Annotated in this window: 20 protein-coding genes and 1 pseudogene; 13 read left to right on the forward strand and 8 right to left on the reverse strand. The window is 51.4% G+C overall.

The features are described from left to right. Nucleotides 1-208: 208 nt before the first annotated feature. The 5 genes and pseudogenes from glpA to FEK50_RS06320 form a co-directional block, all read left to right on the forward strand. Nucleotides 209-1,837 (forward strand): anaerobic glycerol-3-phosphate dehydrogenase subunit A, encoded by a 1,629-nt coding sequence (gene glpA / locus FEK50_RS06300; protein WP_131162022.1) that lies wholly within the window; start codon nucleotides 209-211, stop codon nucleotides 1,835-1,837. Then, the gene (gene glpB, locus FEK50_RS06305; protein ID WP_131162023.1) at nucleotides 1,827-3,083 is read left to right on the forward strand and encodes a glycerol-3-phosphate dehydrogenase subunit GlpB; all 1,257 of its coding nucleotides are present in this window, start codon (nucleotides 1,827-1,829) and stop codon (nucleotides 3,081-3,083) included. Before glpA ends, glpB begins: the two co-directional genes overlap by 11 nt. After that, nucleotides 3,083-4,273, forward strand: a complete 1,191-nt coding sequence (glpC, locus tag FEK50_RS06310; protein ID WP_001000377.1) for an anaerobic glycerol-3-phosphate dehydrogenase subunit GlpC — start codon at nucleotides 3,083-3,085, stop codon at nucleotides 4,271-4,273. Before glpB ends, glpC begins: the two co-directional genes overlap by 1 nt. Nucleotides 4,274-4,466: 193 nt before the next feature. After that, nucleotides 4,467-5,366 carry an ISNCY family transposase gene (locus tag FEK50_RS06315; protein WP_130260539.1) on the forward strand — a complete coding sequence of 300 codons (900 nt, stop codon included), beginning with the start codon at nucleotides 4,467-4,469 and terminating at the stop codon, nucleotides 5,364-5,366. Further along, nucleotides 5,367-5,600: pseudogene (locus FEK50_RS06320) on the forward strand (hypothetical protein); the annotation flags it as partial. It abuts the gene before it with no gap. A 42-nt stretch (nucleotides 5,601-5,642) separates the two neighbouring features. Here the strand turns inward: FEK50_RS06320 and yfaU are convergent. The 6 genes from yfaU to FEK50_RS06350 all read right to left on the reverse strand — a co-directional run bounded on the left by yfaU (nucleotide 5,643) and on the right by FEK50_RS06350 (nucleotide 11,872). After that, on the reverse strand, nucleotides 5,643-6,446 hold the full coding sequence (gene yfaU, locus FEK50_RS06325; protein ID WP_130207590.1) for a 2-keto-3-deoxy-L-rhamnonate aldolase: 804 nt from the start codon (nucleotides 6,444-6,446) through the stop codon (nucleotides 5,643-5,645). A 16-nt stretch (nucleotides 6,447-6,462) separates the two neighbouring features. Then, nucleotides 6,463-7,752 (reverse strand): MFS transporter, encoded by a 1,290-nt coding sequence (locus FEK50_RS06330; RefSeq protein WP_131162025.1) that lies wholly within the window; start codon nucleotides 7,750-7,752, stop codon nucleotides 6,463-6,465. A gap of 56 nt (nucleotides 7,753-7,808) precedes the next feature. After that, nucleotides 7,809-9,014, reverse strand: coding sequence for an L-rhamnonate dehydratase (gene rhmD / locus FEK50_RS06335; protein ID WP_130257482.1), 1,206 nt, complete (start codon nucleotides 9,012-9,014; stop codon nucleotides 7,809-7,811). A gap of 14 nt (nucleotides 9,015-9,028) precedes the next feature. Continuing rightward, nucleotides 9,029-9,811, reverse strand: a complete 783-nt coding sequence (locus FEK50_RS06340) for an IclR family transcriptional regulator (RefSeq protein ID WP_130207169.1) — start codon at nucleotides 9,809-9,811, stop codon at nucleotides 9,029-9,031. A gap of 216 nt (nucleotides 9,812-10,027) precedes the next feature. After that, complete coding sequence (locus tag FEK50_RS06345; protein ID WP_130260544.1) at nucleotides 10,028-11,230, reverse strand: nicotinamide mononucleotide deamidase-related protein YfaY; 1,203 nt, start codon at nucleotides 11,228-11,230, stop codon at nucleotides 10,028-10,030. A gap of 99 nt (nucleotides 11,231-11,329) precedes the next feature. Beyond that, entirely contained in the window at nucleotides 11,330-11,872 is a 543-nt protein-coding gene (locus FEK50_RS06350; protein ID WP_130207171.1) for a YfaZ family outer membrane protein, read from the reverse strand. Nucleotides 11,873-12,151: 279 nt separating this feature from the next. On the opposite strand from FEK50_RS06350, the gene nudI reads away from it, so the two are divergent. After that, nucleotides 12,152-12,577: a nucleoside triphosphatase NudI gene (gene nudI / locus FEK50_RS06355; protein ID WP_130207172.1), complete on the forward strand. Its 426-nt coding sequence runs from the start codon at nucleotides 12,152-12,154 to the stop codon at nucleotides 12,575-12,577. A 38-nt stretch (nucleotides 12,578-12,615) separates the two neighbouring features. Here the strand turns inward: nudI and ais are convergent, their stop codons facing one another. Beyond that, on the reverse strand, nucleotides 12,616-13,218 hold the full coding sequence (gene ais / locus FEK50_RS06360) for a lipopolysaccharide core heptose(II)-phosphate phosphatase Ais (protein WP_130260545.1): 603 nt from the start codon (nucleotides 13,216-13,218) through the stop codon (nucleotides 12,616-12,618). Nucleotides 13,219-13,535: 317 nt separating this feature from the next. Here ais and arnB point away from each other — a divergent pair, with 317 nt between their 5' ends. The 7 genes from arnB to arnF are packed head-to-tail and all read left to right on the forward strand — an operon-like array spanning nucleotide 13,536 to nucleotide 20,886. Further along, entirely contained in the window at nucleotides 13,536-14,675 is a 1,140-nt protein-coding gene (gene arnB, locus FEK50_RS06365) for a UDP-4-amino-4-deoxy-L-arabinose aminotransferase (protein WP_130260546.1), read from the forward strand. A gap of 3 nt (nucleotides 14,676-14,678) precedes the next feature. Further along, nucleotides 14,679-15,647: an undecaprenyl-phosphate 4-deoxy-4-formamido-L-arabinose transferase gene (arnC, locus tag FEK50_RS06370; protein WP_130257477.1), complete on the forward strand. Its 969-nt coding sequence runs from the start codon at nucleotides 14,679-14,681 to the stop codon at nucleotides 15,645-15,647. Continuing rightward, nucleotides 15,647-17,629 carry a bifunctional UDP-4-amino-4-deoxy-L-arabinose formyltransferase/UDP-glucuronic acid oxidase ArnA gene (gene arnA / locus FEK50_RS06375; protein ID WP_131162026.1) on the forward strand — a complete coding sequence of 661 codons (1,983 nt, stop codon included), beginning with the start codon at nucleotides 15,647-15,649 and terminating at the stop codon, nucleotides 17,627-17,629. Before arnC ends, arnA begins: the two co-directional genes overlap by 1 nt. Further along, the gene (gene arnD, locus FEK50_RS06380) at nucleotides 17,626-18,519 is read left to right on the forward strand and encodes a 4-deoxy-4-formamido-L-arabinose-phosphoundecaprenol deformylase (protein ID WP_130207178.1); all 894 of its coding nucleotides are present in this window, start codon (nucleotides 17,626-17,628) and stop codon (nucleotides 18,517-18,519) included. The genes arnA and arnD overlap by 4 nt, the downstream gene beginning before the upstream one ends. Then, entirely contained in the window at nucleotides 18,516-20,168 is a 1,653-nt protein-coding gene (arnT, locus tag FEK50_RS06385) for a lipid IV(A) 4-amino-4-deoxy-L-arabinosyltransferase (protein ID WP_131162027.1), read from the forward strand. The genes arnD and arnT overlap by 4 nt, the downstream gene beginning before the upstream one ends. Continuing rightward, nucleotides 20,165-20,500 carry a 4-amino-4-deoxy-L-arabinose-phosphoundecaprenol flippase subunit ArnE gene (arnE, locus tag FEK50_RS06390; protein WP_131162028.1) on the forward strand — a complete coding sequence of 112 codons (336 nt, stop codon included), beginning with the start codon at nucleotides 20,165-20,167 and terminating at the stop codon, nucleotides 20,498-20,500. The genes arnT and arnE overlap by 4 nt, the downstream gene beginning before the upstream one ends. Beyond that, the gene (gene arnF / locus FEK50_RS06395) at nucleotides 20,500-20,886 is read left to right on the forward strand and encodes a 4-amino-4-deoxy-L-arabinose-phosphoundecaprenol flippase subunit ArnF (RefSeq protein ID WP_131162029.1); all 387 of its coding nucleotides are present in this window, start codon (nucleotides 20,500-20,502) and stop codon (nucleotides 20,884-20,886) included. The genes arnE and arnF overlap by 1 nt, the downstream gene beginning before the upstream one ends. Here arnF and pmrD read toward each other — a convergent pair. After that, a complete protein-coding gene (pmrD, locus tag FEK50_RS06400) occupies nucleotides 20,883-21,146 on the reverse strand; it encodes a signal transduction protein PmrD (RefSeq protein ID WP_130260550.1) in 264 nt (87 codons plus the stop codon). The genes arnF and pmrD overlap by 4 nt on opposite strands. Nucleotides 21,147-21,154: the final 8 nt, after the last annotated feature.

Below are 21,154 nucleotides of genomic sequence, written 5' to 3' on the forward strand. Positions count from 1 at the left end.
CGTTTCTTGAGTTGCCGCGATGTTAATTAATCATTCATTCCATGAATGTGAATTACCGCACACATTATTAAATAAGATTTACAAAATGTTCAAAATGACGCATGAAATCACGTTTCACTTTCGAATTATGAGCGATTATGCGCGAAATCAAACAATCTATGTTTTTTCTGTGGCTAAATGAGACAAAACGAACTTTTGAGGGATAACAATGAAAACTCGCGATTCGCAAACAAGTGACGTGATTATCATTGGCGGCGGCGCAACGGGAGCCGGGATTGCCCGCGACTGTGCCCTGCGCGGGCTGAAAGTGATTTTGGTTGAACGCCACGACATCGCAACGGGAGCCACCGGGCGTAACCACGGTCTGCTGCACAGCGGCGCACGCTATGCGGTTACCGATGCGGAATCGGCCCGCGAATGTATTAGTGAAAACCAGATTTTAAAACGCATTGCGCGTCACTGTGTCGAACCAACCAACGGCCTGTTTATCACCCTGCCGGAAGATGATCTCTCCTTCCAGGCGACTTTTATTCGTGCTTGCGAAGAGGCTGGAATCAGTGCTGAAGCCATTGATCCGCAGCAAGCACGCATTATCGAACCTTCCGTTAACCCGGCACTGATTGGCGCGGTAAAAGTTCCGGATGGCACCATTGACCCATTCCGGCTGACCGCAGCGAACATGCTCGATGCAAAAGAACATGGTGCCGTTATCCTTACCGCTCATGAAGTCACGGGACTAATTCGTGAAGGCGCGACGGTGTGCGGTGTTCGTGTACGTAATCATCTCACCGGCGAAACTCAGGCACTTCATGCGCCTGTCGTAGTTAATGCCGCCGGGATCTGGGGGCAACACATTGCCGAATATGCCGATCTGCGCATTCGCATGTTCCCAGCGAAAGGATCGCTGCTGATCATGGACCACCGCATTAATCAGCATGTGATCAACCGCTGCCGTAAACCTTCCGACGCCGATATTCTGGTGCCTGGCGATACCATTTCGCTGATTGGCACCACCTCTTTACGCATTAATTACGATGAGATAGACGACAACCGAGTGACGGCAGAAGAAGTGGATATTCTGCTGCGTGAAGGGGAAAAACTGGCCCCCGTTATGGCGAAAACGCGCATTTTGCGGGCCTACTCTGGCGTGCGCCCGTTGGTTGCCAGCGATGACGACCCGAGCGGCCGTAACGTCAGTCGTGGCATCGTGCTGCTCGACCATGCCGAACGCGATGGTCTGGACGGATTTATCACCATCACCGGCGGCAAACTGATGACCTATCGTCTGATGGCGGAATGGGCTACGGATGCCGTCTGCCGCAAGCTGGGCAACACGCGCCCCTGTACGACCGCCGATCTGGCACTTCCTGGTTCACAGGAACCTGCTGAAGTCACCTTACGTAAAGTCATTTCCCTTCCTGCCCCACTACGCGGCTCTGCGGTTTATCGTCATGGCGATCGCACGCCAGCATGGTTAAGTGAAGGCCGTTTGCATCGCAGTCTGGTGTGTGAGTGTGAAGCCGTTACCGCTGGCGAAGTACAGTACGCGGTAGAAAATCTAAACGTGAATAGCCTGTTAGATTTACGCCGTCGCACCCGTGTGGGGATGGGCACCTGCCAGGGCGAGCTCTGCGCCTGCCGCGCCGCCGGGCTGCTGCAACGCTTTAACGTCACCACCTCCGCACAATCTATCGAACAACTTTCCACTTTCCTTAACGAACGCTGGAAAGGCGTGCAGCCCATCGCCTGGGGCGATGCACTGCGCGAAAGCGAATTTACCCGCTGGGTTTATCAGGGACTGTGTGGTCTGGAGAAGGAGCAGAAAGATGCGATTTGATACTGTCATTATGGGCGGCGGTCTTGCCGGATTACTCTGCGGACTGCGATTGCAAAAACACGGTCTGCGCTGTGCCATTGTCACCCGTGGACAGAGCGCTCTGCATTTCTCATCCGGATCGCTGGACTTACTGAGCCACCTGCCAGACGGTCAGCCGGTGGCAGACATTCATGCAGGGCTGGAGTCCTTGTGCCATCAGGCACCTGCACACCCTTACAGTCTTCTCGGCCCACAACGCGTACTGGATCTCGCTTGTCAGGCGCAGACATTAATTGCGGAAAGCGGCGCGCAATTGCAGGGCAGCGTGGAACTGGCCCATCAGCGCGTTACCCCGCTCGGCACTTTGCGTTCGACCTGGTTAAGTTCGCCAGAAGTTCCCGTCTGGCCGCTACCCGCGAAGAAGATATGTGTGGTGGGAATTAGCGGGCTGATGGATTTCCAGGCGCATCTTGCGGCGGCTTCGTTGCGCGAACTGGATCTTTCGGTTGAAACTGCTGAAATTGAACTGCCGGAACTGGATGTGCTACGCAATAACGCCACCGAGTTTCGCGCGGTGAATATCGCCCGTTTCCTTGATAACGAAGAAAACTGGCCGCTGTTAATTGATGCACTAATCCCTGTCGCCAATACCTGTGAAATGATCCTGATGCCCGCCTGCTTCGGCCTGGCCGATGACAAACTGTGGCGCTGGCTGAATGAAAAACTACCTTGCTCACTGATGCTTTTGCCAACGCTGCCGCCTTCCGTGCTTGGTATTCGTCTGCAAAACCAGTTACAGCGCCAGTTTGTACGCCAGGGCGGCGTGTGGATGCCGGGCGATGAAGTGAAAAAAGTCACCTGTAAAAACGGCGTGGTGAGTGAAATCTGGACCCGCAATCACGCCGACATCCCGCTGCGTCCACGTTTCGCGGTTCTCGCCAGCGGCAGTTTCTTTAGCGGCGGGCTGGTGGCAGAACGCGACGGCATTCGTGAGCCGATTCTCGGCCTTGATGTACTGCAAACCCCCACGCGGGGTGAGTGGTATAGAAGTGACTTTTTTGCTGCGCAACCGTGGCAACAGTTCGGCGTAACCACTGACGAGGCGCTACGCCCGTCACAGGCTGGTCAAACAGTAGAGAACTTGTTTGCCATCGGTTCGGTGCTGGGCGGATTTGATCCCATCGCCCAGGGATGCGGCGGCGGTGTTTGTGCCGTCAGTGCTTTACATGCCGCTCAACAGATTGCCCAACGCGCAGGAGGCCAATAATGAACGATACCAGCTTCGAAAATTGCATTAAGTGCACCGTCTGCACCACCGCCTGCCCGGTGAGCCGGGTGAATCCCGGCTATCCAGGGCCAAAACAAGCTGGGCCGGATGGCGAGCGTCTGCGTCTGAAAGATGGCGCACTGTATGACGAGGCGCTGAAATATTGCATCAACTGCAAACGTTGCGAAGTCGCCTGCCCGTCCGATGTGAAGATTGGCGATATCATCCAGCGCGCACGAGCGAAATATGACACCACGCGTCCCTCGCTGCGTAACTTCGTTTTAAGTCATACCGATCTGATGGGCAGCGTTTCCACGCCGTTCGCGCCAATCGTCAACACCGCTACCTCGCTGAAACCAGTACGGCAGCTGCTTGATGCGGCGTTAAAAATCGATCATCGCCGCACGCTACCGAAATACTCCTTCGGCACGTTCCGTCGCTGGTATCGCAGCGTAGCGGCCCAGCAAGCGCAGTATAAAGACCAGGTCGCCTTTTTCCACGGCTGCTTCGTCAACTACAACCATCCGCAACTGGGTAAAGATTTAATTAAAGTGCTCAACGCGATGGGAACGGGAGTGCAATTACTCAGCAAAGAAAAATGCTGCGGCGTACCGCTGATCGCCAACGGCTTTACTGATAAAGCGCGTAAACAGGCGATCACAAATGTAGAGTCGATCCGCGAAGCGGTGGGGGTAAAAGGCATTCCGGTGATTGCCACCTCCTCAACCTGTACATTTGCCCTGCGCGACGAATACCCGGAAGTGCTGAATGTCGACAACAAAGGCTTGCGCGATCATATTGAACTGGCGACCCGCTGGCTGTGGCGCAAGCTGGACGAAGGCAAAACGTTACCGCTGAAACCGCTGCCGCTGAAAGTGGTTTATCACACTCCGTGCCATATGGAAAAAATGGGCTGGACGCTCTACACCCTGGAACTGTTGCGTAAGATCCCAGGGCTTGAGCTGACAGTGCTGGATTCCCAGTGCTGCGGTATTGCGGGTACTTACGGTTTCAAAAAAGAGAACTACCCCACCTCGCAAGCCATTGGTGCGCCACTGTTCCGCCAGATAGAAGAGAGCGGCGCGGATCTGGTCGTTACCGACTGCGAAACCTGCAAATGGCAGATTGAGATGTCCACAAGCCTTCGCTGCGAACATCCGATTACGCTGCTGGCCCAGGCGCTGGCTTAAACCTCCTTCTGATGCCCGGTAAGCGCATTGCTTATCGGGCATTTTTGCGTACGCGATTCCGCGTCAAATGTACGCATTGCAACACAGTGAAAATTCCTCTGAAAACGTCTCGCAAAGGCTCAAACTGCCAGATGCCATCGGCCTGCGATCCCCGTAATGTCCCGTCATCATAATAATCAGGTGACGGACAACCATGACCGAATCAACAACCTCCTCCCCGCATGATGCGGTGTTTAAAACCTTTATGTTCTCGCCCGAAACCGCACGGGATTTTCTGGAAATACATCTGCCGGAACCGCTGAGAAAACTTTGCAATCTGCAAACTTTAAGGCTGGAGCCCACCAGTTTTATTGAAAAAAGTTTACGCGCTTACTACTCGGATGTTTTGTGGTCGGTAGAAACCACCGACGGCGAAGGTTATATCTACTGCGTGATTGAGCATCAGAGTACTGCGGAAAAAAACATGGCCTTTCGACTGATGCGTTATGCCACTGCCGTCATGCAGCGCCATCTGGACAAAGGCTATGACAGAGTCCCTCTGGTAGTGCCAATGCTGTTTTATCACGGCGAAACCTCACCCTACCCATATTCACTTAACTGGCTGGATGAATTTGACGACCCGCAGCTTGCCCGGCAGTTGTACACCGAAGCTTTTCCGTTGGTGGATATCACCATCGTACCTGACGATGAGATCATGCAACATCGGCGTATAGCTCTGCTGGAACTGATTCAAAAGCATATTCGCGAGCGCGATTTAATCGGTCTGGTCGACAGGATCACCACGCTTTTGGTTAGGGGCTTCACTAATGACAGCCAGGTGCAAACGCTGTTTAATTATCTGCTGCAATGCGGCGATACCTCCCGTTTCACCCGCTTTATTGAGGAGATTGCCGAACGTTCACCACTACAAAAGGAGAGATTAATGACTATTGCTGAACGGCTGCGGCAGGAAGGACACCAAATTGGCTGGCAGGAGGGCATGCATGAACAAGCCATTAAAATTGCTTTGCGCATGCTGGAACAGGGCTTTGAACGTGAGATTGTGCTGGCGACAACCCAACTCACTGATGCTGATATTCCGAACTGTCATTAAAAGGAGAGATTGATGACTATTGCTGAACGGCTACGGCAGGAAGGACACCAAATTGGCTGGCAGGAAGGTAAGATTGAAGGTTTGCAGCAAGGTAAATTAGAAGGTTTGCAGGAAGGCATGCATGAACAAGCCATTAAAATTGCCTTGCGAATGCTGGAACAGGGCATCGATCGTGACCTGGTACTCGCAACTACCCAGCTAAACGAAGCCGATCTGACAGCGAAAAACCACTAACTAACATACCGGCCCACAGGTAATCCCTATGGGCCTTTGATATTAATAACTTCCTGTTATGCGTGGCCCATTTTTGCCTGATTTAAATATCGCCAGTCGTTGATCCAGGGCATCGCTATAGAGCATCGTGTCAACGCCAACAGCGACAAAGTTCGCTCCCCACGCCAAACATTGCTGCGCCATATCAGGAGCCACAGCCAGAAAACCAGCCGCTTTACCCGCAGCGCGGATCCGACGAATGCTTGCTTCAATAATACACTGAACTTCCGGGTGGCCGGCGTTATCCGGATACCCCAACGACGCTGAGAGATCCGCAGGCCCAATAAATACGCCATCAATCCCTTCGACTTCGAGGATTTCGTCCAGGTTATCCAGTGCCGTTTTACTTTCCACCTGCACCAACAGACAAAGCGAGTCGTTGACTTGCGCCATGTAATTCTCAATGCGTCCCCAGCGCGCAGCACGAGCTACACTGGCCCCGACACCACGCTCACCGTAGGGTGGATATCGGGTAGCAGACACCACCTGACGTGCCTGTTCGGCAGTATCGACCATCGGGATCAGTAGGGTTTGAGCGCCAATATCCAGTACTTGTTTAATCAGCGACTTACTCCCCTCCACCGGGCGGATCACGGGTTGGCTGGCATAGGGCGCTATCGCCTGTAACTGGTGATAAAGATCCTGAATGGTATTTGGCGCGTGCTCTCCGTCAATCAGCAACCAGTCATAACCGGAAGTAGCGGCGATTTCTGCCATATAGGCAGTCGTTGAGCTTAACCACAGACCAATTTGCACTTCACCTTTGCGTAAGCGTTCTTTGAAGGGATTGGTTAATAATGCGTTCATCATGTTCCTTAACCTATTAGTGATGTGCCACGTTAGTCTGCACAACTGAGCGACTTACACGTAGAGTGAAAATAATCAGCGAGCCGACGACCGCCACCGCAGCCAGCGCCAGCAATCCTGCCGCATCGCTGGCAAACAAGGTTTCTGCTCTTACGCGCAGGATCGGGGCGATAAATCCGCCCACTGCGCCAAACAGGTTAACAAAACCGATCCCCGCCGCCAGCGCCGTACCAGAAAGCAGTTGTGTCGGCATAGTCCAGAATACCGGCTGCACGGCAATAAACCCTATTGCTGCAACACACAGCGCAACGATTGCCAGTACTGGCGAAAGTAGTCCGGAAAGGCCAATACCAATGCCCGCGGCCAGCAATGTCAGCGCCGCGACATTGCGTCGTTCGCCGGTTTTATCGGAATAGCGCGGAATAAGCCAGGTCCCAAACAATGCCGCAACCCACGGAATAGCGGTGACCACAGAGGCCGTAAAGCCCACTTTTGTCCCCAGCAATGCCGCAACCTGCGTCGGCAGGAAGAAAATTAATCCATAAACCGCGACCTGAATGGTCAGGTAGATAATTGCCAGTTGCCAGACTCGTCCATTACGCAACGCATCGCTCAGTCGAGAAGTCACTTTCTGTTGTTCTTCACTTGCCAGTTGATTGATAAGCAACGTTTTTTCTTCTTTACTCAGAAAACGTGCCTGATCTGGTGTGTCATCAAGCCAAAAGAAAGTGAATACCCCAGCGCCGACTGCCAGCAATCCTTCAATCACAAACATCCAGAACCAGCCGGGATGCCCCATAAATCCATGCATCTCCAGCAGCGCGCCGGAAAGCGGTGATCCCAGCGTTAACGCCAGCGGTGCTCCCATATAAAACAGCCCCATAATGCTGGCGCGATTACGCTGCGGAAACCATTGCGAGGTGAGATAAATCATACCGGGGAAGAATCCGGCTTCCGCTGCGCCAAGCAGAGTGCGAACGATCAGAAATTTCGCTTCAGTATCGGCCCATGCCATTGCTGCCGAAAGAAATCCCCACAGCAGTGTCGTCGTACCAATCCAGGTTCTGGCCCCCAGTTTGCGCATCAACAGATTCGCCGGAACACCAAGAAACGCGTAAACCACAAAGAAAATACCCGCCCCCAGCGCATAAGCTTCATTACTCAGCCCGGTATCAATCTGGTAGGTCTGTTTAGCAAAGCCAATGTTCGAACGATCGAGAAACGCCAGCACATACAGTGCCAACATAAACGGGATCAAACGCGCGCGGTTTTTCTTCACCACGGCGTCAAGCAAAGCGGTGCTCATAAAAAGCTCCTTAGAATATGTGGGCGTTACCGTTGTCACAGCAACGCCCGGAGTGATTAGTGGCTGTAGGGGCGTTTCAGATTGCAGTCACGATTGAGTTCGACGCCGAAACCAGGTTTATCAAGTACTGATTTGTGAATACGACCATTCACCGGAACCGGCTCATTAAGCAGAATGGGGTCAAACTGCGGACGCATCGTTGAACAATCCGGACTGGTCATCAGGAATTCGCTAAATGGGGTATTAGTGAAAGTGATTACCGCATGGTGGGAGTAAACAGACGAACCGTGCGGCACCACCAGCTGTCCGCGTGATTTGGCAATTGCGGCAATTTCCACCAGCGTGGTTAAGCCACCACACCAGCCCACATCCGGCTGCATGATGTCGATACCGGTTTCTGAAAGCGTACGAAAAGATTGCAGTGTGCCGTGGTGCTCACCACTGGTGACCATCATTCCCGCTGGCGCGTTGCGTTTTAGTTCGCGATAACCTTCATACTGTTGTGGCGGCAGGCACTCTTCGATCCATTTCAGGTTATAGGGAGCACAAGCGTGGGCTAGTTTGGTGGCATAGTTCACGTCCTGGCTCATCCAGCAGTCGAGCATTAACCAGAAATCTTCACCACATTTCTTACGCATATCCGCGACCATAGCGGCATCTTTGCGGATCCCCGCATCGCCATCATGTGGCCCCCAGTGCGTCGGCATTTTGCCACCGATAAATCCCATCTCTTTTGCCAGATCCGGACGTGCGCCAGTGGCGTAGAACTGGATTTCATCACGGACTGCGCCACCTAACAGTTTGTAAACCGGAAGCCCAACCACTTTGCCGAACAGGTCCCACAGTGCCAGATCGACACAGGAAATCGTGTTCATCACCAGGCCACCAGAACCGGAGTAATACAGAGTGGCATTGAGCATTTGATCGTGAATCAGTTTGATATCACTGACACATTTGCCCTCGATAAAACGGTTAAGGTGTTTTTCGACAATAAAACACCCCATTTCACCGGCAGTTGAAACGGCGAAACCGATCTGGCCGTTTTCTGCTTCAACTTCGACAATCAACGTGCCAAGAACGTTAATGCCAAATGACTGGCGCGACTGTTCGTAATCGCGGTATTTACTCATCGGGGTAGCAATGTGATCGTCTATCCAGTGATTCGCCCCCTGGTCGTGATAATCACCTCCGCCAGCGCCTTTTTCTGCTGTCGCACCGCCAGTAAACCAGGCGCGAACCTGTTTGATTTTTGGTAGGGTCATGATGTTCTCCATTGTTATGAGGCCTGTAAGTCAAAGGGACTTTTCCATCCCAACAGACGTGAAATATCCCTGGCGCAGGCAATGGCTTTGCCCGCCAGATAGTCACGGTATTCTTCGTTGATTTGTAAGCGAGTACCGACCACCGAGATCGCGGCGGTAAGTTCGTTATTGGCGTTAAACACCGGAGCGGCGACGCAACGAACATCGGCGTAATCTTCGCCGTTGTCATAGCTCCAGCCCTGACGGCGAATACGCGCCAGTTCCTCGTGGAGCAGTTGTGGATGAGTCATTGTGGTAGGTGTCGCCTTTTCCCAGACCAGTCCTTCGATAATGCTTTGCTGGACAGCGGCTGGTTGCCAGGCAAGAAGGCATTTCCCGATGCCGGAACGATAAAGCGAAAGGCTTTTCCCTTCATGGGAACGCACACTGATGGTGGCTGAAGACTCCACTTTCAGAATGTAATAAGCACTACCGTTATCGATGATCCCAAGGTGGCATAACAGCCCAGTGGTATCCATCAGTTGCGTCAGGCGTGGTCGCGCCAGCTCCCTGAGATCCATCTTGCTTAACGCATGAGCGGAAAGCTCCACCAGCTTGGTCCACAAACAAAAATTTTCCTGGTGATCAAGGCTAAGAAAACGCTGGCGTTTAAGTTCGTTAAGCAGCAGATAGGCCGTGCTTTTCGGGATCCCCAATGTGTCAATGATCGTTGCAGCACTACAAGGGCCAATGCGGGCAATCAGATTGAGAATATCAATAGCCCGTGTCAGGGCGGGTACTTTGCTTGATTCCAACATACTGGACTCCAGTCTTAGATACTGGAATCAGTCTCGTCGCTCAGGGTGAGTAAAATTGTGAAGCGCATCAAATCCCGTTTCTCGTCCAGCGGACTGGAGAAATTACGCACAAATTTGTGAATCAGCGCACGGATTTTTTCTTATTGAGTACAACAGGTTGGACAAATTTGCGGGAGGGGAATGTGCCGGTGCAGTAAACCGGCACAGAATGACTGATCAGACGGATAAGGTCATGGACTCAACAACCTCAATCCAGCCGTGCTCGCTGGCGATGTCCTGATTGTTCAGCCAACGGCGCAGCATATTCAACGCCATCATTGCACACACTTCCTGACGAATAGCCAGACTGTAGCGCGTAGTGCTGAAATGTACGCGCAGGGCATAAGTGCCGTCCGGCGTGGCTAGCGCAAAGTTGAGATATTCGTTCTCGAAACCCGAAACAGCCAGTGCCAGCCCGGCAAAATGGTTGGCCCGCCGTTCTGTAATCCAGTGCGCGGTTTGTGCCAGAGTCTCTTCCTGTGAAGGAACCACTTCACACGCCAGCAATGGCGCACCTGCGCGAGAAAGTTGCAAAGCCAATAAACCACCGGTGAATTGCTCGCTCAACGTCAGGCTGAACTGGCGGTTTTGCAATTCGCGACTGATCTGCGCGGGCAGTCCTTCGGTGCCTTCGTAAATCACGCTCTGTCCGGCAACACGTTTAACGTCCAGCCACAGTTTTTCCATCGCCTGTTGCTCGCTTGCCGGTCCGGTCAGCTTCAGTTCAATTATCGGCATCGAGGAGCGATAGCCCATTGTTACGCCCGGCGGCAGTTGTAGAGTGTCCAGGCTTTGTGCCAGATCGCTTTCCGAACGACCAAAGGTAGTCAAACGCAGACAAACCGGCGGCTGCGGTAAAGAAAAACGCTCGCGCAGGCGCGGCAGGATTTCGTGCTCGACCATCACCTTAAATTCTGACGGTACGCCGGGGGTAAAGAACATCAGGCAACGATTAAGCTGCACGGCAAAACCACAGGCGGTGCCTACGGGGTTATTGATGAACTCGGCACTCGCTGGCAATTCTGCCTGTTTACGGTTGCTCGGCGCCATCACGCGACCACGTTCGCGGAAATAACGTTCCATCTCTTTAAGCCAGGCTTCATGTAGCACCAGACCTTCACCTTTTGCTGTCGCAGCAGCGAGCGCGCTTAAATCATCGCTGGTTGGCCCCAGTCCGCCGTTGACGATCAGCACATCGGCGTGCTGACTGCGCTCACGAAGAATGGTGACTAAATCTTCAAGGTTATCGCCTACCGTATTACGGCGAGATAGCGGCAAGCCCTGATGAAAGAAAAAGTCGGCCAGCCAGGCTGCATTCGTGTCAACGATTTGCCCGTGTAACACCTCATCCCCGGTGGATAGCATTTCCACTTTTAACATGGTTATCTCCTGCTTTTGTTATCGAATCACTATAACGCAAAGGGAGATAAGGCATAGTAAGAAACTGAATGGCGCGACAGAACGCCGCGCCGGAAGGTATCAGAAGCTGGCGTTAACCCCGACATAAGGGCCGTCGGCCACGGCATTATCGCGATTGCCGTCTTTCCCCGACAGGTTCAGATAACGGTAGCCTGCCTCAATACTGACTGGACGCATAATGGTATAACGCGCGCCAGCATTCGCTTCTTCATAACTTTGAATACCGCTGGAGAGCGAATCCGGAGAGTAATAATACTCGCCAAACAGACGGAAGCTGTCGCCAATTTGCCACTGCAAACCACCACCGACTGCTGCCGCGTAACCTTCATCGCCGTAATTCGGGTTGGTATAAACACCTTTCCCACCTACAGTTGCCATTAACGGCCCCAGAGGAAGATTCAGGCCCAACCCCACGCCCGCGACATCACCGTCGTCGTCGTTATGTGTCCAGTTACCGCTTAACGCCAGTCCCGTAGACTCGGTCCCGAAACCGACGCCAATATTGGTGTATTCCTTACCTGCCTGGCCGCTGATGCTTATCGCATTTGCCGATGCAGAAACCAACAGCATTCCAGCCAGAACTGGTAGCGCAAATTTTTTCATTTTTACCTTTTTCCGCAAGAAGATAATCAACATTCCCCAAAGCTGCGGGATTGTACTGCCTGACGCAGAGGATTCAATGCGTGAAAAAAGCGATCTGCTAACTTATTGTAACTAAATACGTCTTTAATAATTTAACGTCGAAAAAATAAACATGATTTACGTTATAAACCAAAATAATAATCAGCGCAGTTATCATCGCAAAAGAGACTAATGTCACTTTCGCATATTTCTGAGTTGCCGTATTCTCTTGGTTTATTTTCGATTATAAGGAACATCCCTGTGCGACAACGGACTATTGTTTGCCCTTTGATTCAAAATGATGGTGCTTATCTGCTATGCAAAATGGCTGACGATCGCGGCGTTTTCCCGGGTCAATGGGCGCTTTCGGGTGGTGGCGTGGAACCTGGCGAACGTATTGAAGAAGCATTACGCCGTGAAATCAGAGAAGAGTTAGGCGAGCAACTGATTCTGACCGACATCACTCCGTGGACTTTCAGCGATGACATTCGCACTAAGACATATGCAGATGGTCGTAAGGAAGAGATTTATATGATTTACCTGATCTTTGACTGTGTTTCTGCCAACCGTGAAGTGAAAATAAACGAAGAGTTTCAGGAATACGCGTGGGTAAAACCTGAAGATCTGGCGCAATACGATTTGAATGTTGCGACCAAGAAAACATTACGTTTGAAGGGTCTTCTGTGATAGTGATGACAGCCATTACTGGCTGTCAGATTCAAAGATCAGTGATTGACAAATTCCCCATCCAGTAAAACTTTACCGTTTTCCACATGCATCACCAGTCCATCCAGATAATCTGGTTTAAATGTCACGTTACGTTTATCTTTCGCGATATACGTCAGACAGTGATTGTGGGTGAAGATAACAATATTTTTATCAGGCGCTTTACTTTGTAAGTCTTTAATTGCGCTATAAATCTCATTACTACATTGTAGCAGTCGTTTATCTACCGTCAGTTTTTTGCCCGCAGAAAACCAGGTTGCCGACTGAATAGTCCGAACGGTATTACTGGAATAAAGATCGAAATCAGGGATATCTGCGCTGAAGGCTTTGCCCAGTTCACGCGCATCCTGAGAGCCATTTACCGTAATACCTGTTTTGTCTGACAAGCATTGATTGGAGGAACGATCGCAGCGTTCTCCATGGCGAAACAGAACCACCACCGGATGCTGCTGCGCTAGCCTGGCCAACGTTTTATTGTCGATTCGTGGCAACCCATTGCTACTCCAGGCAGCATGACTACCCAACCCGGCAATTACAGCAAGCACCAGTAAAATGAAGATATATTTTTTAGACTTCATCGAAGTCCGACAAAAAGCTAACACTTAAGCTCCACCTATAGACACGCGTAGCCAGCTAAATGACCGTGAAAAAAATAACATTTTCACCGGAAAATAGGGGCTGGGGATAGTATTAAAACATTACGATGCACGCAAAATGCCTTAAATCTTGTCAAATGAAAAGCCTGAAAAAGATAAAAAAACGAAAAAAACTAATATTTAAGTACTATATTAGTTCCTTAAGGTTAAATTAATATTCTACCCTTAGAATTTTACGCCAAATGGCAAAATACATATAACGCTCCCTATAACAAATATTAGTGAATAGATGGGAAAAGTATTCAATGGCCGAAGGAATAATAATGTCAGATTTTTTGCCCTTTTCACGTCCGGCAATGGGTGTGGAAGAACTCGCTGCGGTTAAAGATGTTCTCGAATCTGGATGGATCACCACAGGTCCGAAGAATCAGGCGCTTGAACAAGCCTTTTGCCAGTTGACGGGAAACCAACATGCCATCGCGGTCAGTTCAGCCACAGCCGGAATGCATATTACGCTGATGGCGCTGGAGATAGGTGCTGGCGATGAAGTGATCACGCCTTCTCTGACCTGGGTATCAACTCTTAATATGATTTCTTTGTTGGGCGCTACGCCGGTAATGGTAGATGTCGATCGCGATATGCTAATGGTCACGCCTGAAGCGATCGAAGCAGCCATTACGCCGCGTACCAAAGCCATCATTCCAGTGCATTATGCCGGTGCGCCAGCAGATATTGACGCTATTCGCGCCATTGGCGAACGTTACGGTATCGCGGTTATTGAAGATGCCGCCCATGCCGTCGGTACGTATTACAAAGGCCGACATATTGGTGCGAAAGGTACTGCTATCTTTTCGTTTCACGCCATCAAAAATATTACCTGTGCAGAAGGTGGCCTGATTGTTACTGATGATGAAAACCTCGCCCGCCAGCTACGTATGCTGAAATTTCATGGTCTGGGCGTCGATGCATATGACAGACAAACCTGGGGCCGCGCGCCGCAGGCAGAAGTATTAACGCCAGGCTATAAGTACAATCTGACCGATATTAACGCCGCGATTGCCCTGACACAGTTAGCCAAATTAGAGCAACTCAACACCCGTCGTCGGGAAATTGCCCTGCAATATCAGCAAGCACTGGCAGCTCTCCCGTTCCAGCCTTTAAGCCTTCCCGCGTGGCCGCACATTCACGCCTGGCATCTGTTTATTATTCGTGTTGATGAACAACGTTGTGGTATCAGCCGCGATGCGTTGATGGAAGCGTTAAAAGAAAAAGGCATTGGCACCGGGTTACATTTCCGCGCCGCTCACACGCAAAAATATTATCGCGAGCGTTTTCCCACACTGTCGTTACCGAATACCGAATGGAACAGCGAACGCATCTGTTCGTTGCCGCTTTTTCCAGATATGACCACCGCCGATGCCGACCGCGTCATCGCGGCCCTTCAGCAACTCGCAGGACAATAAGCCATGTTTGAAATCCACCCTGTTAAGAAAGTCTCGGTGGTTATTCCCGTCTATAACGAGCAGGAAAGCTTACCGGAATTAATCAGGCGCACCACCGCAGCCTGTGAATCGCTGGGGAAAGAGTATGAGATCCTGCTGATTGATGACGGCAGTAGCGATAATTCCGCACAAATGCTCGTCGATGCCTCACAAGCAGAGGGCAGCCACATCGTGTCTATTTTGCTTAATCGTAATTACGGACAGCATTCGGCGATCATGGCAGGTTTCAGCCACGTTACCGGCGACTTAATTATTACCCTCGATGCCGATCTCCAGAATCCGCCAGAGGAGATCCCCCGTCTGGTAGAAAAAGCCGATGAAGGTTACGACGTAGTGGGTACTGTGCGCCAGAATCGCCAGGATACCTGGTTTCGTAAAACGGCATCGAAGATGATTAACCGGCTTATTCAGCGCACTACCGGCAAAGCGATGGGCGACTATGGCTGTATGTTACGCGCCTATCGCCGTCATATTATCGATGCCATGTTGCACTGCCATGAACGCAGCACCTTTATCCCGATTCTGGCGAATATCTTCGCTCGCCGCGCCATTGAAATTCCGGTGCATCATGCCGAGCGTGAGTATGGCGAATCTAAATACAGCTTTATGCGCCTGATTAATTTGATGTACGACCTGGTGACCTGCCTCACGACCACACCGCTACGTATGCTGAGTCTTCTCGGCAGCGTGATTGCGATTGGGGGTTTCAGCATTGCGGTACTGCTGGTGATTTTACGCCTGACCTTCGGACCACAATGGGCCGCGGAAGGCGTCTTTATGCTATTTGCCGTGCTGTTTACTTTTATTGGCGCTCAGTTTATCGGCATGGGATTGCTCGGAGAATATATTGGCAGGATCTACACCGATGTCCGCGCCCGTCCCCGCTATTTTGTTCAGCAAGTTATCCGTCCATCCAGCAAGGAAAATGAATAATGAAAACCGTCGTTTTTGCCTACCACGATATGGGATGCCTCGGTATTGAAGCCCTGCTGGCTGCCGGTTACGAAATTAGCGCCATTTTTACCCATACTGATAATCCTGGCGAAAAAGCCTTTTATGGTTCGGTCGCTCGCCTGGCGGCGGAAAGAGGCATTCCGGTTTACGCGCCGGATAACATTAATCATCCGCTGTGGGTGGAACGCATTGCCCAACTGTCACCAGAGGTGATTTTCTCTTTTTATTATCGCCATCTCATTAGCGATGAGATTTTGCAGCTCGCTCCCGCAGGTGCATTTAATCTGCATGGTTCGCTGTTACCAAAATATCGTGGTCGCGCGCCGCTGAACTGGGTGCTGGTGAACGGTGAAACGGAAACGGGCGTAACATTGCACCGAATGGTTAAACGTGCCGATGCCGGGGCCATTGTTGCCCAACTACGCGTTGCCATTGCGCCAGATGATATCGCCATTACGCTGCATCATAAATTGTGCCATACCGCGCGTCAGTTGCTGGAACAGACGTTACCCGCCATTAAACACGGTAAGATTCTGGAAATAGCCCAACGCGAGAACGAAGCCACCTGTTTTGGTCGCAGAACACCAGAAGACAGCTTCCTCGAGTGGCACAAACCGGCAGCCGTATTGCATAACATGGTCCGCGCCGTCGCCGATCCGTGGCCGGGTGCCTTCAGCTATGTTGGTAATCAAAAATTTACCGTCTGGTCGTCACGCGTACATCCTCATACATCCGCAGCGCAGCCGGGAAGCGTGATTTCTGTTGCGCCGTTGCTAATTGCCTGTGGCGATGGCGCGCTGGAAATCGTCACCGGACAAGCGGGCGACGGCATTACTATGCAGGGCTCACAATTAGCGCAGACACTGGGCCTGGTGCAAGGTTCACGCTTGAATAGCCAGCCTGCCTGTGCCGCCCGACGCCGTACCCGGGTACTCATCCTCGGGGTGAATGGCTTTATCGGTAACCATTTGACAGAACGCCTGCTGCGCGAAGATCACTATGAAGTTTACGGTCTGGATATTGGCAGCGACGCGATAAGCCGTTTTCTGAATCATCCGCATTTTCATTTTGTTGAAGGCGATATCAGCATTCATTCCGAATGGATTGAGTATCACGTCAAAAAATGTGATGTCGTGTTGCCGCTGGTGGCGATAGCTACGCCGATTGAATATACCCGCAACCCGCTACGCGTATTTGAACTCGATTTTGAAGAGAATCTGCGCATTATCCGTTACTGCGTGAAGTACCGTAAGCGAATCATCTTCCCGTCGACTTCAGAAGTTTATGGGATGTGTAGCGATAAATACTTCGATGAAGACCATTCTAATTTAATCGTCGGCCCGGTGAATAAACCACGCTGGATTTATTCAGTATCAAAACAATTACTTGATCGGGTGATCTGGGCGTATGGCGAAAAAGAGGGGTTGCAGTTCACCCTCTTCCGCCCGTTTAACTGGATGGGGCCACGACTGGATAACCTTAATGCGGCGCGAATTGGTAGCTCACGCGCTATTACGCAACTCATTCTCAATCTGGTGGAAGGTTCACCGATTAAGCTGATTGATGGCGGAAAACAAAAACGCTGCTTTACTGATATTCGGGATGGTATCGAGGCGTTATACCGCATTATCGAAAATGCGGGAAATCGCTGCGACGGCGAAATTATCAACATTGGCAATCCTGATAACGAAGCGAGTATTGAAGAGCTCGGCGAGATGCTGCTGGCGAGCTTCGAAAAACATCCGCTGCGCCATCACTTCCCACCGTTTGCGGGCTTTCGCGTGGTAGAAAGTAGCAGCTACTACGGCAAAGGATATCAGGACGTAGAGCATCGTAAACCGAGCATCCGCAATGCCCGCCGTTGCCTCGGCTGGGAACCGAAAATTGATATGCAGGAAACCATCGATGAGACGCTGGATTTCTTCCTGCGCACTGTCGATCTTACGGATAAGTCATCATGACCAAAGTAGGTTTACGTATTGATGTCGATACTTTTCGTGGCACCCGCGAAGGGGTACCACGTCTGCTGGAAACCTTAAGTAAGCATAATATTCAGGCCAGCATTTTTTTCAGCGTCGGCCCGGACAATATGGGCCGCCATCTCTGGCGACTGGTGAAGCCCCAGTTTTTGTGGAAGATGCTGCGCTCAAACGCGGCATCGCTTTATGGCTGGGATATTTTACTGGCAGGTACGGCATGGCCAGGAAAAGAGATTGGTCATGCCAATGCCGATATCATTCGTGAAGCGGCTAAATACCACGAAGTCGGCCTGCACGCCTGGGATCACCACGCCTGGCAAGCCCATAGCGGCAACTGGGATCGGCAAACAATGGTCGATGATATTGCCCGCGGCCTTCGCACCCTGGAAGAGATTATCGGCCAACCGATAACCTGCTCCGCTGCCGCTGGCTGGCGTGCCGACCAACAGGTGATCGAAGCAAAAGAAGCGTTCCATTTGCGCTACAACAGCGATTGTCGTGGGGCGATGCCGTTTCGTCCCTTGCTCGAATCAGGAAAACCTGGCACTGCACAAATTCCAGTGACATTACCTACCTGGGATGAAGTGATTGGCCGGGATGTGAAAGCGCAAGATTTTAACGGCTGGCTACTCAACCGCATCCTGCGTGATAAAGGGACGCCGGTTTATACCATCCATGCTGAAGTTGAAGGTTGTGCTTATCATCCTGATTTTGTTGATCTCCTGAAGCGTGCCGCCCGTGAAGGCATTACTTTTTGTCCATTAGGCGAGCTGCTGCCGGAGACGTTGCCGCTCGGACATGTGGTGCGTGGAAGAATCGCTGGACGTGAAGGCTGGCTGGGTTGCCAACAAGTTGCGGGAACTCGTCCATGAAATCCATTCGCTATTACGCCGCATTCTTTGCGTTTATTACCGTCTATTATCTCTTGCCGATTAATTATCGCCTGCTCTGGCAACCTGATGAAACGCGGTATGCGGAAATCAGTCGGGAAATGCTGGCTTCCGGCGACTGGATTGTGCCCCATCTGTTAGGGCTACGTTATTTCGAAAAACCGATTGCCGGATACTGGATTAACAGCATTGGGCAATGGCTATTTGGCGCGAATAACTTTGGTGTGCGAGCAGGTGTTATCTTTGCGACTCTGTTAACCGCCGCGCTGGTGACCTGGTTTACTCTGCGCTTATGGCGCGATAAACGTCTGGCACTACTCGCCGCTGTGATTTATCTCTCGCTGCTTATTGTCTACGCCATCGGCACTTACGCCGTGCTCGATCCGTTTATTGCATTCTGGCTGGTGGCGGGAATGTGTAGCTTCTGGTTGGCAATGGATGCGCAAACGTGGAAAGGCAAAAGCGCGGGATTTTTACTGCTGGGAGTCACCTGCGGTATGGGGGTAATGACCAAAGGTTTTCTCGCCCTCGCCGTGCCGGTATTAAGCGTGCTGCCGTGGGTGGCGACGCAAAAACGCTGGAAAGATTTCTTTATTTACGGCTGGCTGGCAATCATCAGTTGTGTACTGACGGTTCTCCCCTGGGGGTTAGCAATAGCGCAACGGGAGCCTGACTTCTGGCACTATTTTTTCTGGATTGAGCATATTCAACGCTTTGCGATGGATGATGCCCAACATAAAGCCCCGTTCTGGTACTACTTGCCTATCATCATTGCCGGTAGCCTGCCATGGCTGGGATTACTCCCCGGTGCGCTGCGTTCTGGCTGGAAAAACCGCAACCATTCCGCAACCGTCTATCTCTTGAGCTGGACGGTGATGCCACTGCTGTTTTTCTCCGTCGCTAAAGGCAAGCTGCCGACCTATATTCTTTCCTGCTTTGCGCCTCTGGCAATACTGGTGGCGTATTACGCGTTGCAGGCAGCAAAAAATAATCCTCTGGCGCTGCGGATTAATGGCTGGATCAATATCGCATTTGCCGTCACTGGCATTATTGCCACGTTTATCGTTTCGCCCTGGGGCCCCATGGGCACACCCGTCTGGCAGGCTTTCGAAATCTATAAGGTCTTTTGCGCATGGTCGATTTTTTCGCTGTGGGCATTTTTCGGCTGGTATACGTTAACGAACGTGGAAAAAAACTGGCCCTTTGCGGCGCTTTGTCCGTTGGGGCTGGCGTTGCTCGTGGGTATTGCGATCCCCGACAGAGTCATGGAAGGCAAACATCCGCAATTTTTTGTCGAGATGACGCAAGAATCACTCCAGCCGAGCCGCTATATTCTTACTGATAGCGTCGGCGTTGCCGCAGGTCTGGCATGGAGTCTGCAACGCGATGACATCATCATGTATCGCCAGACGGGGGAGTTGAAATATGGCCTCAATTATCCGGATGCGAAAGGCAGATTTGTCAGCGGTGATGATTTCGCCAGCTGGCTTACTCAACATCGCCAGGAGGGGATTATTACTCTCGTGCTTTCGGTAGACCGCGATGAGGATATCAACAGCCTTGCCATTCCACCTGCAGATGCTATCGATCATCAGGGGCGTCTGGTGCTCATTCAGTATCGGCCCAAATGATCTGGCTGATTTTAGTCTTTGCCAGCCTGCTTAGCGTAGCCGGGCAGCTCTGCCAGAAACAGGCAACTCGCTTTGAGGCAATAAGTAAACGGCGCAAACATATTGCACTGTGGCTGGCGCTGGCATTGATGTGTCTGGGGCTGGCAATGGTGCTCTGGCTGCTGGTATTACAGAACGTGCCGGTAGGCATTGCCTATCCAATGTTGAGCCTGAATTTTGTCTGGGTGACGCTGGCAGCAGTAAAACTGTGGCACGAACCAGTGTCTTTTCGCCATTGGTGTGGGGTGGCCTTCATTATTGGCGGCATTGTGATTCTCGGGAGTACGGTGTAATGGGCCTGATGTGGGGATTATTCAGCGTCATTATTGCTTCTGCTGCGCAATTAAGCCTCGGTTTTGCGGCGAATCATCTGCCGCCGATGACGCAATTATGGAATTTTATCGCGGCGCTTTTTACTTTTGATTTCGGTGCCCGGATGCTGGTCGTCGGCCTGGTTGGCTATCTGATCTCCGTTTTTTGCTGGTATAAGGCGTTGCATCGGCTGGCACTCAGCAAAGCCTATGCCTTACTGAGTATGAGTTATGTACTGGTATGGATTGCATCAATGGTACTTCCCGGCTGGGAAGGGACCTTCTCGCTGAAGGCTATGCTGGGCGTAGCCTGTATTATGGGTGGATTAACGCTGATTTTTCTACCAGCAGCAAAACAACACTGCTAACTTTTGCAGCCAGACTGACATTGTCGCCCCCATTCTTCAACACTATAACTGCTCGCCGAAATGACTTTCACCGTGCGCTGTTTTTCCCGGTTGATGCAATAAAGCGCATCCTGTAGCGGAGAAAGCAGGTCACCTGATTTAACGCTAAAGTCAGTTTGCACTTCGGCAATCATTTTTATCGTGCCGCCAGTATCACAAAGCTTCAGTACATGTCTGTTGTCTTGTTTATCGCTGCATGATTTTTTAACCAGCCATTCCATTGCACTAT

It is taken from the genome of Escherichia sp. E2586 (assembly GCF_005781105.1).
Lineage (GTDB): Bacteria > Pseudomonadota > Gammaproteobacteria > Enterobacterales > Enterobacteriaceae > Escherichia.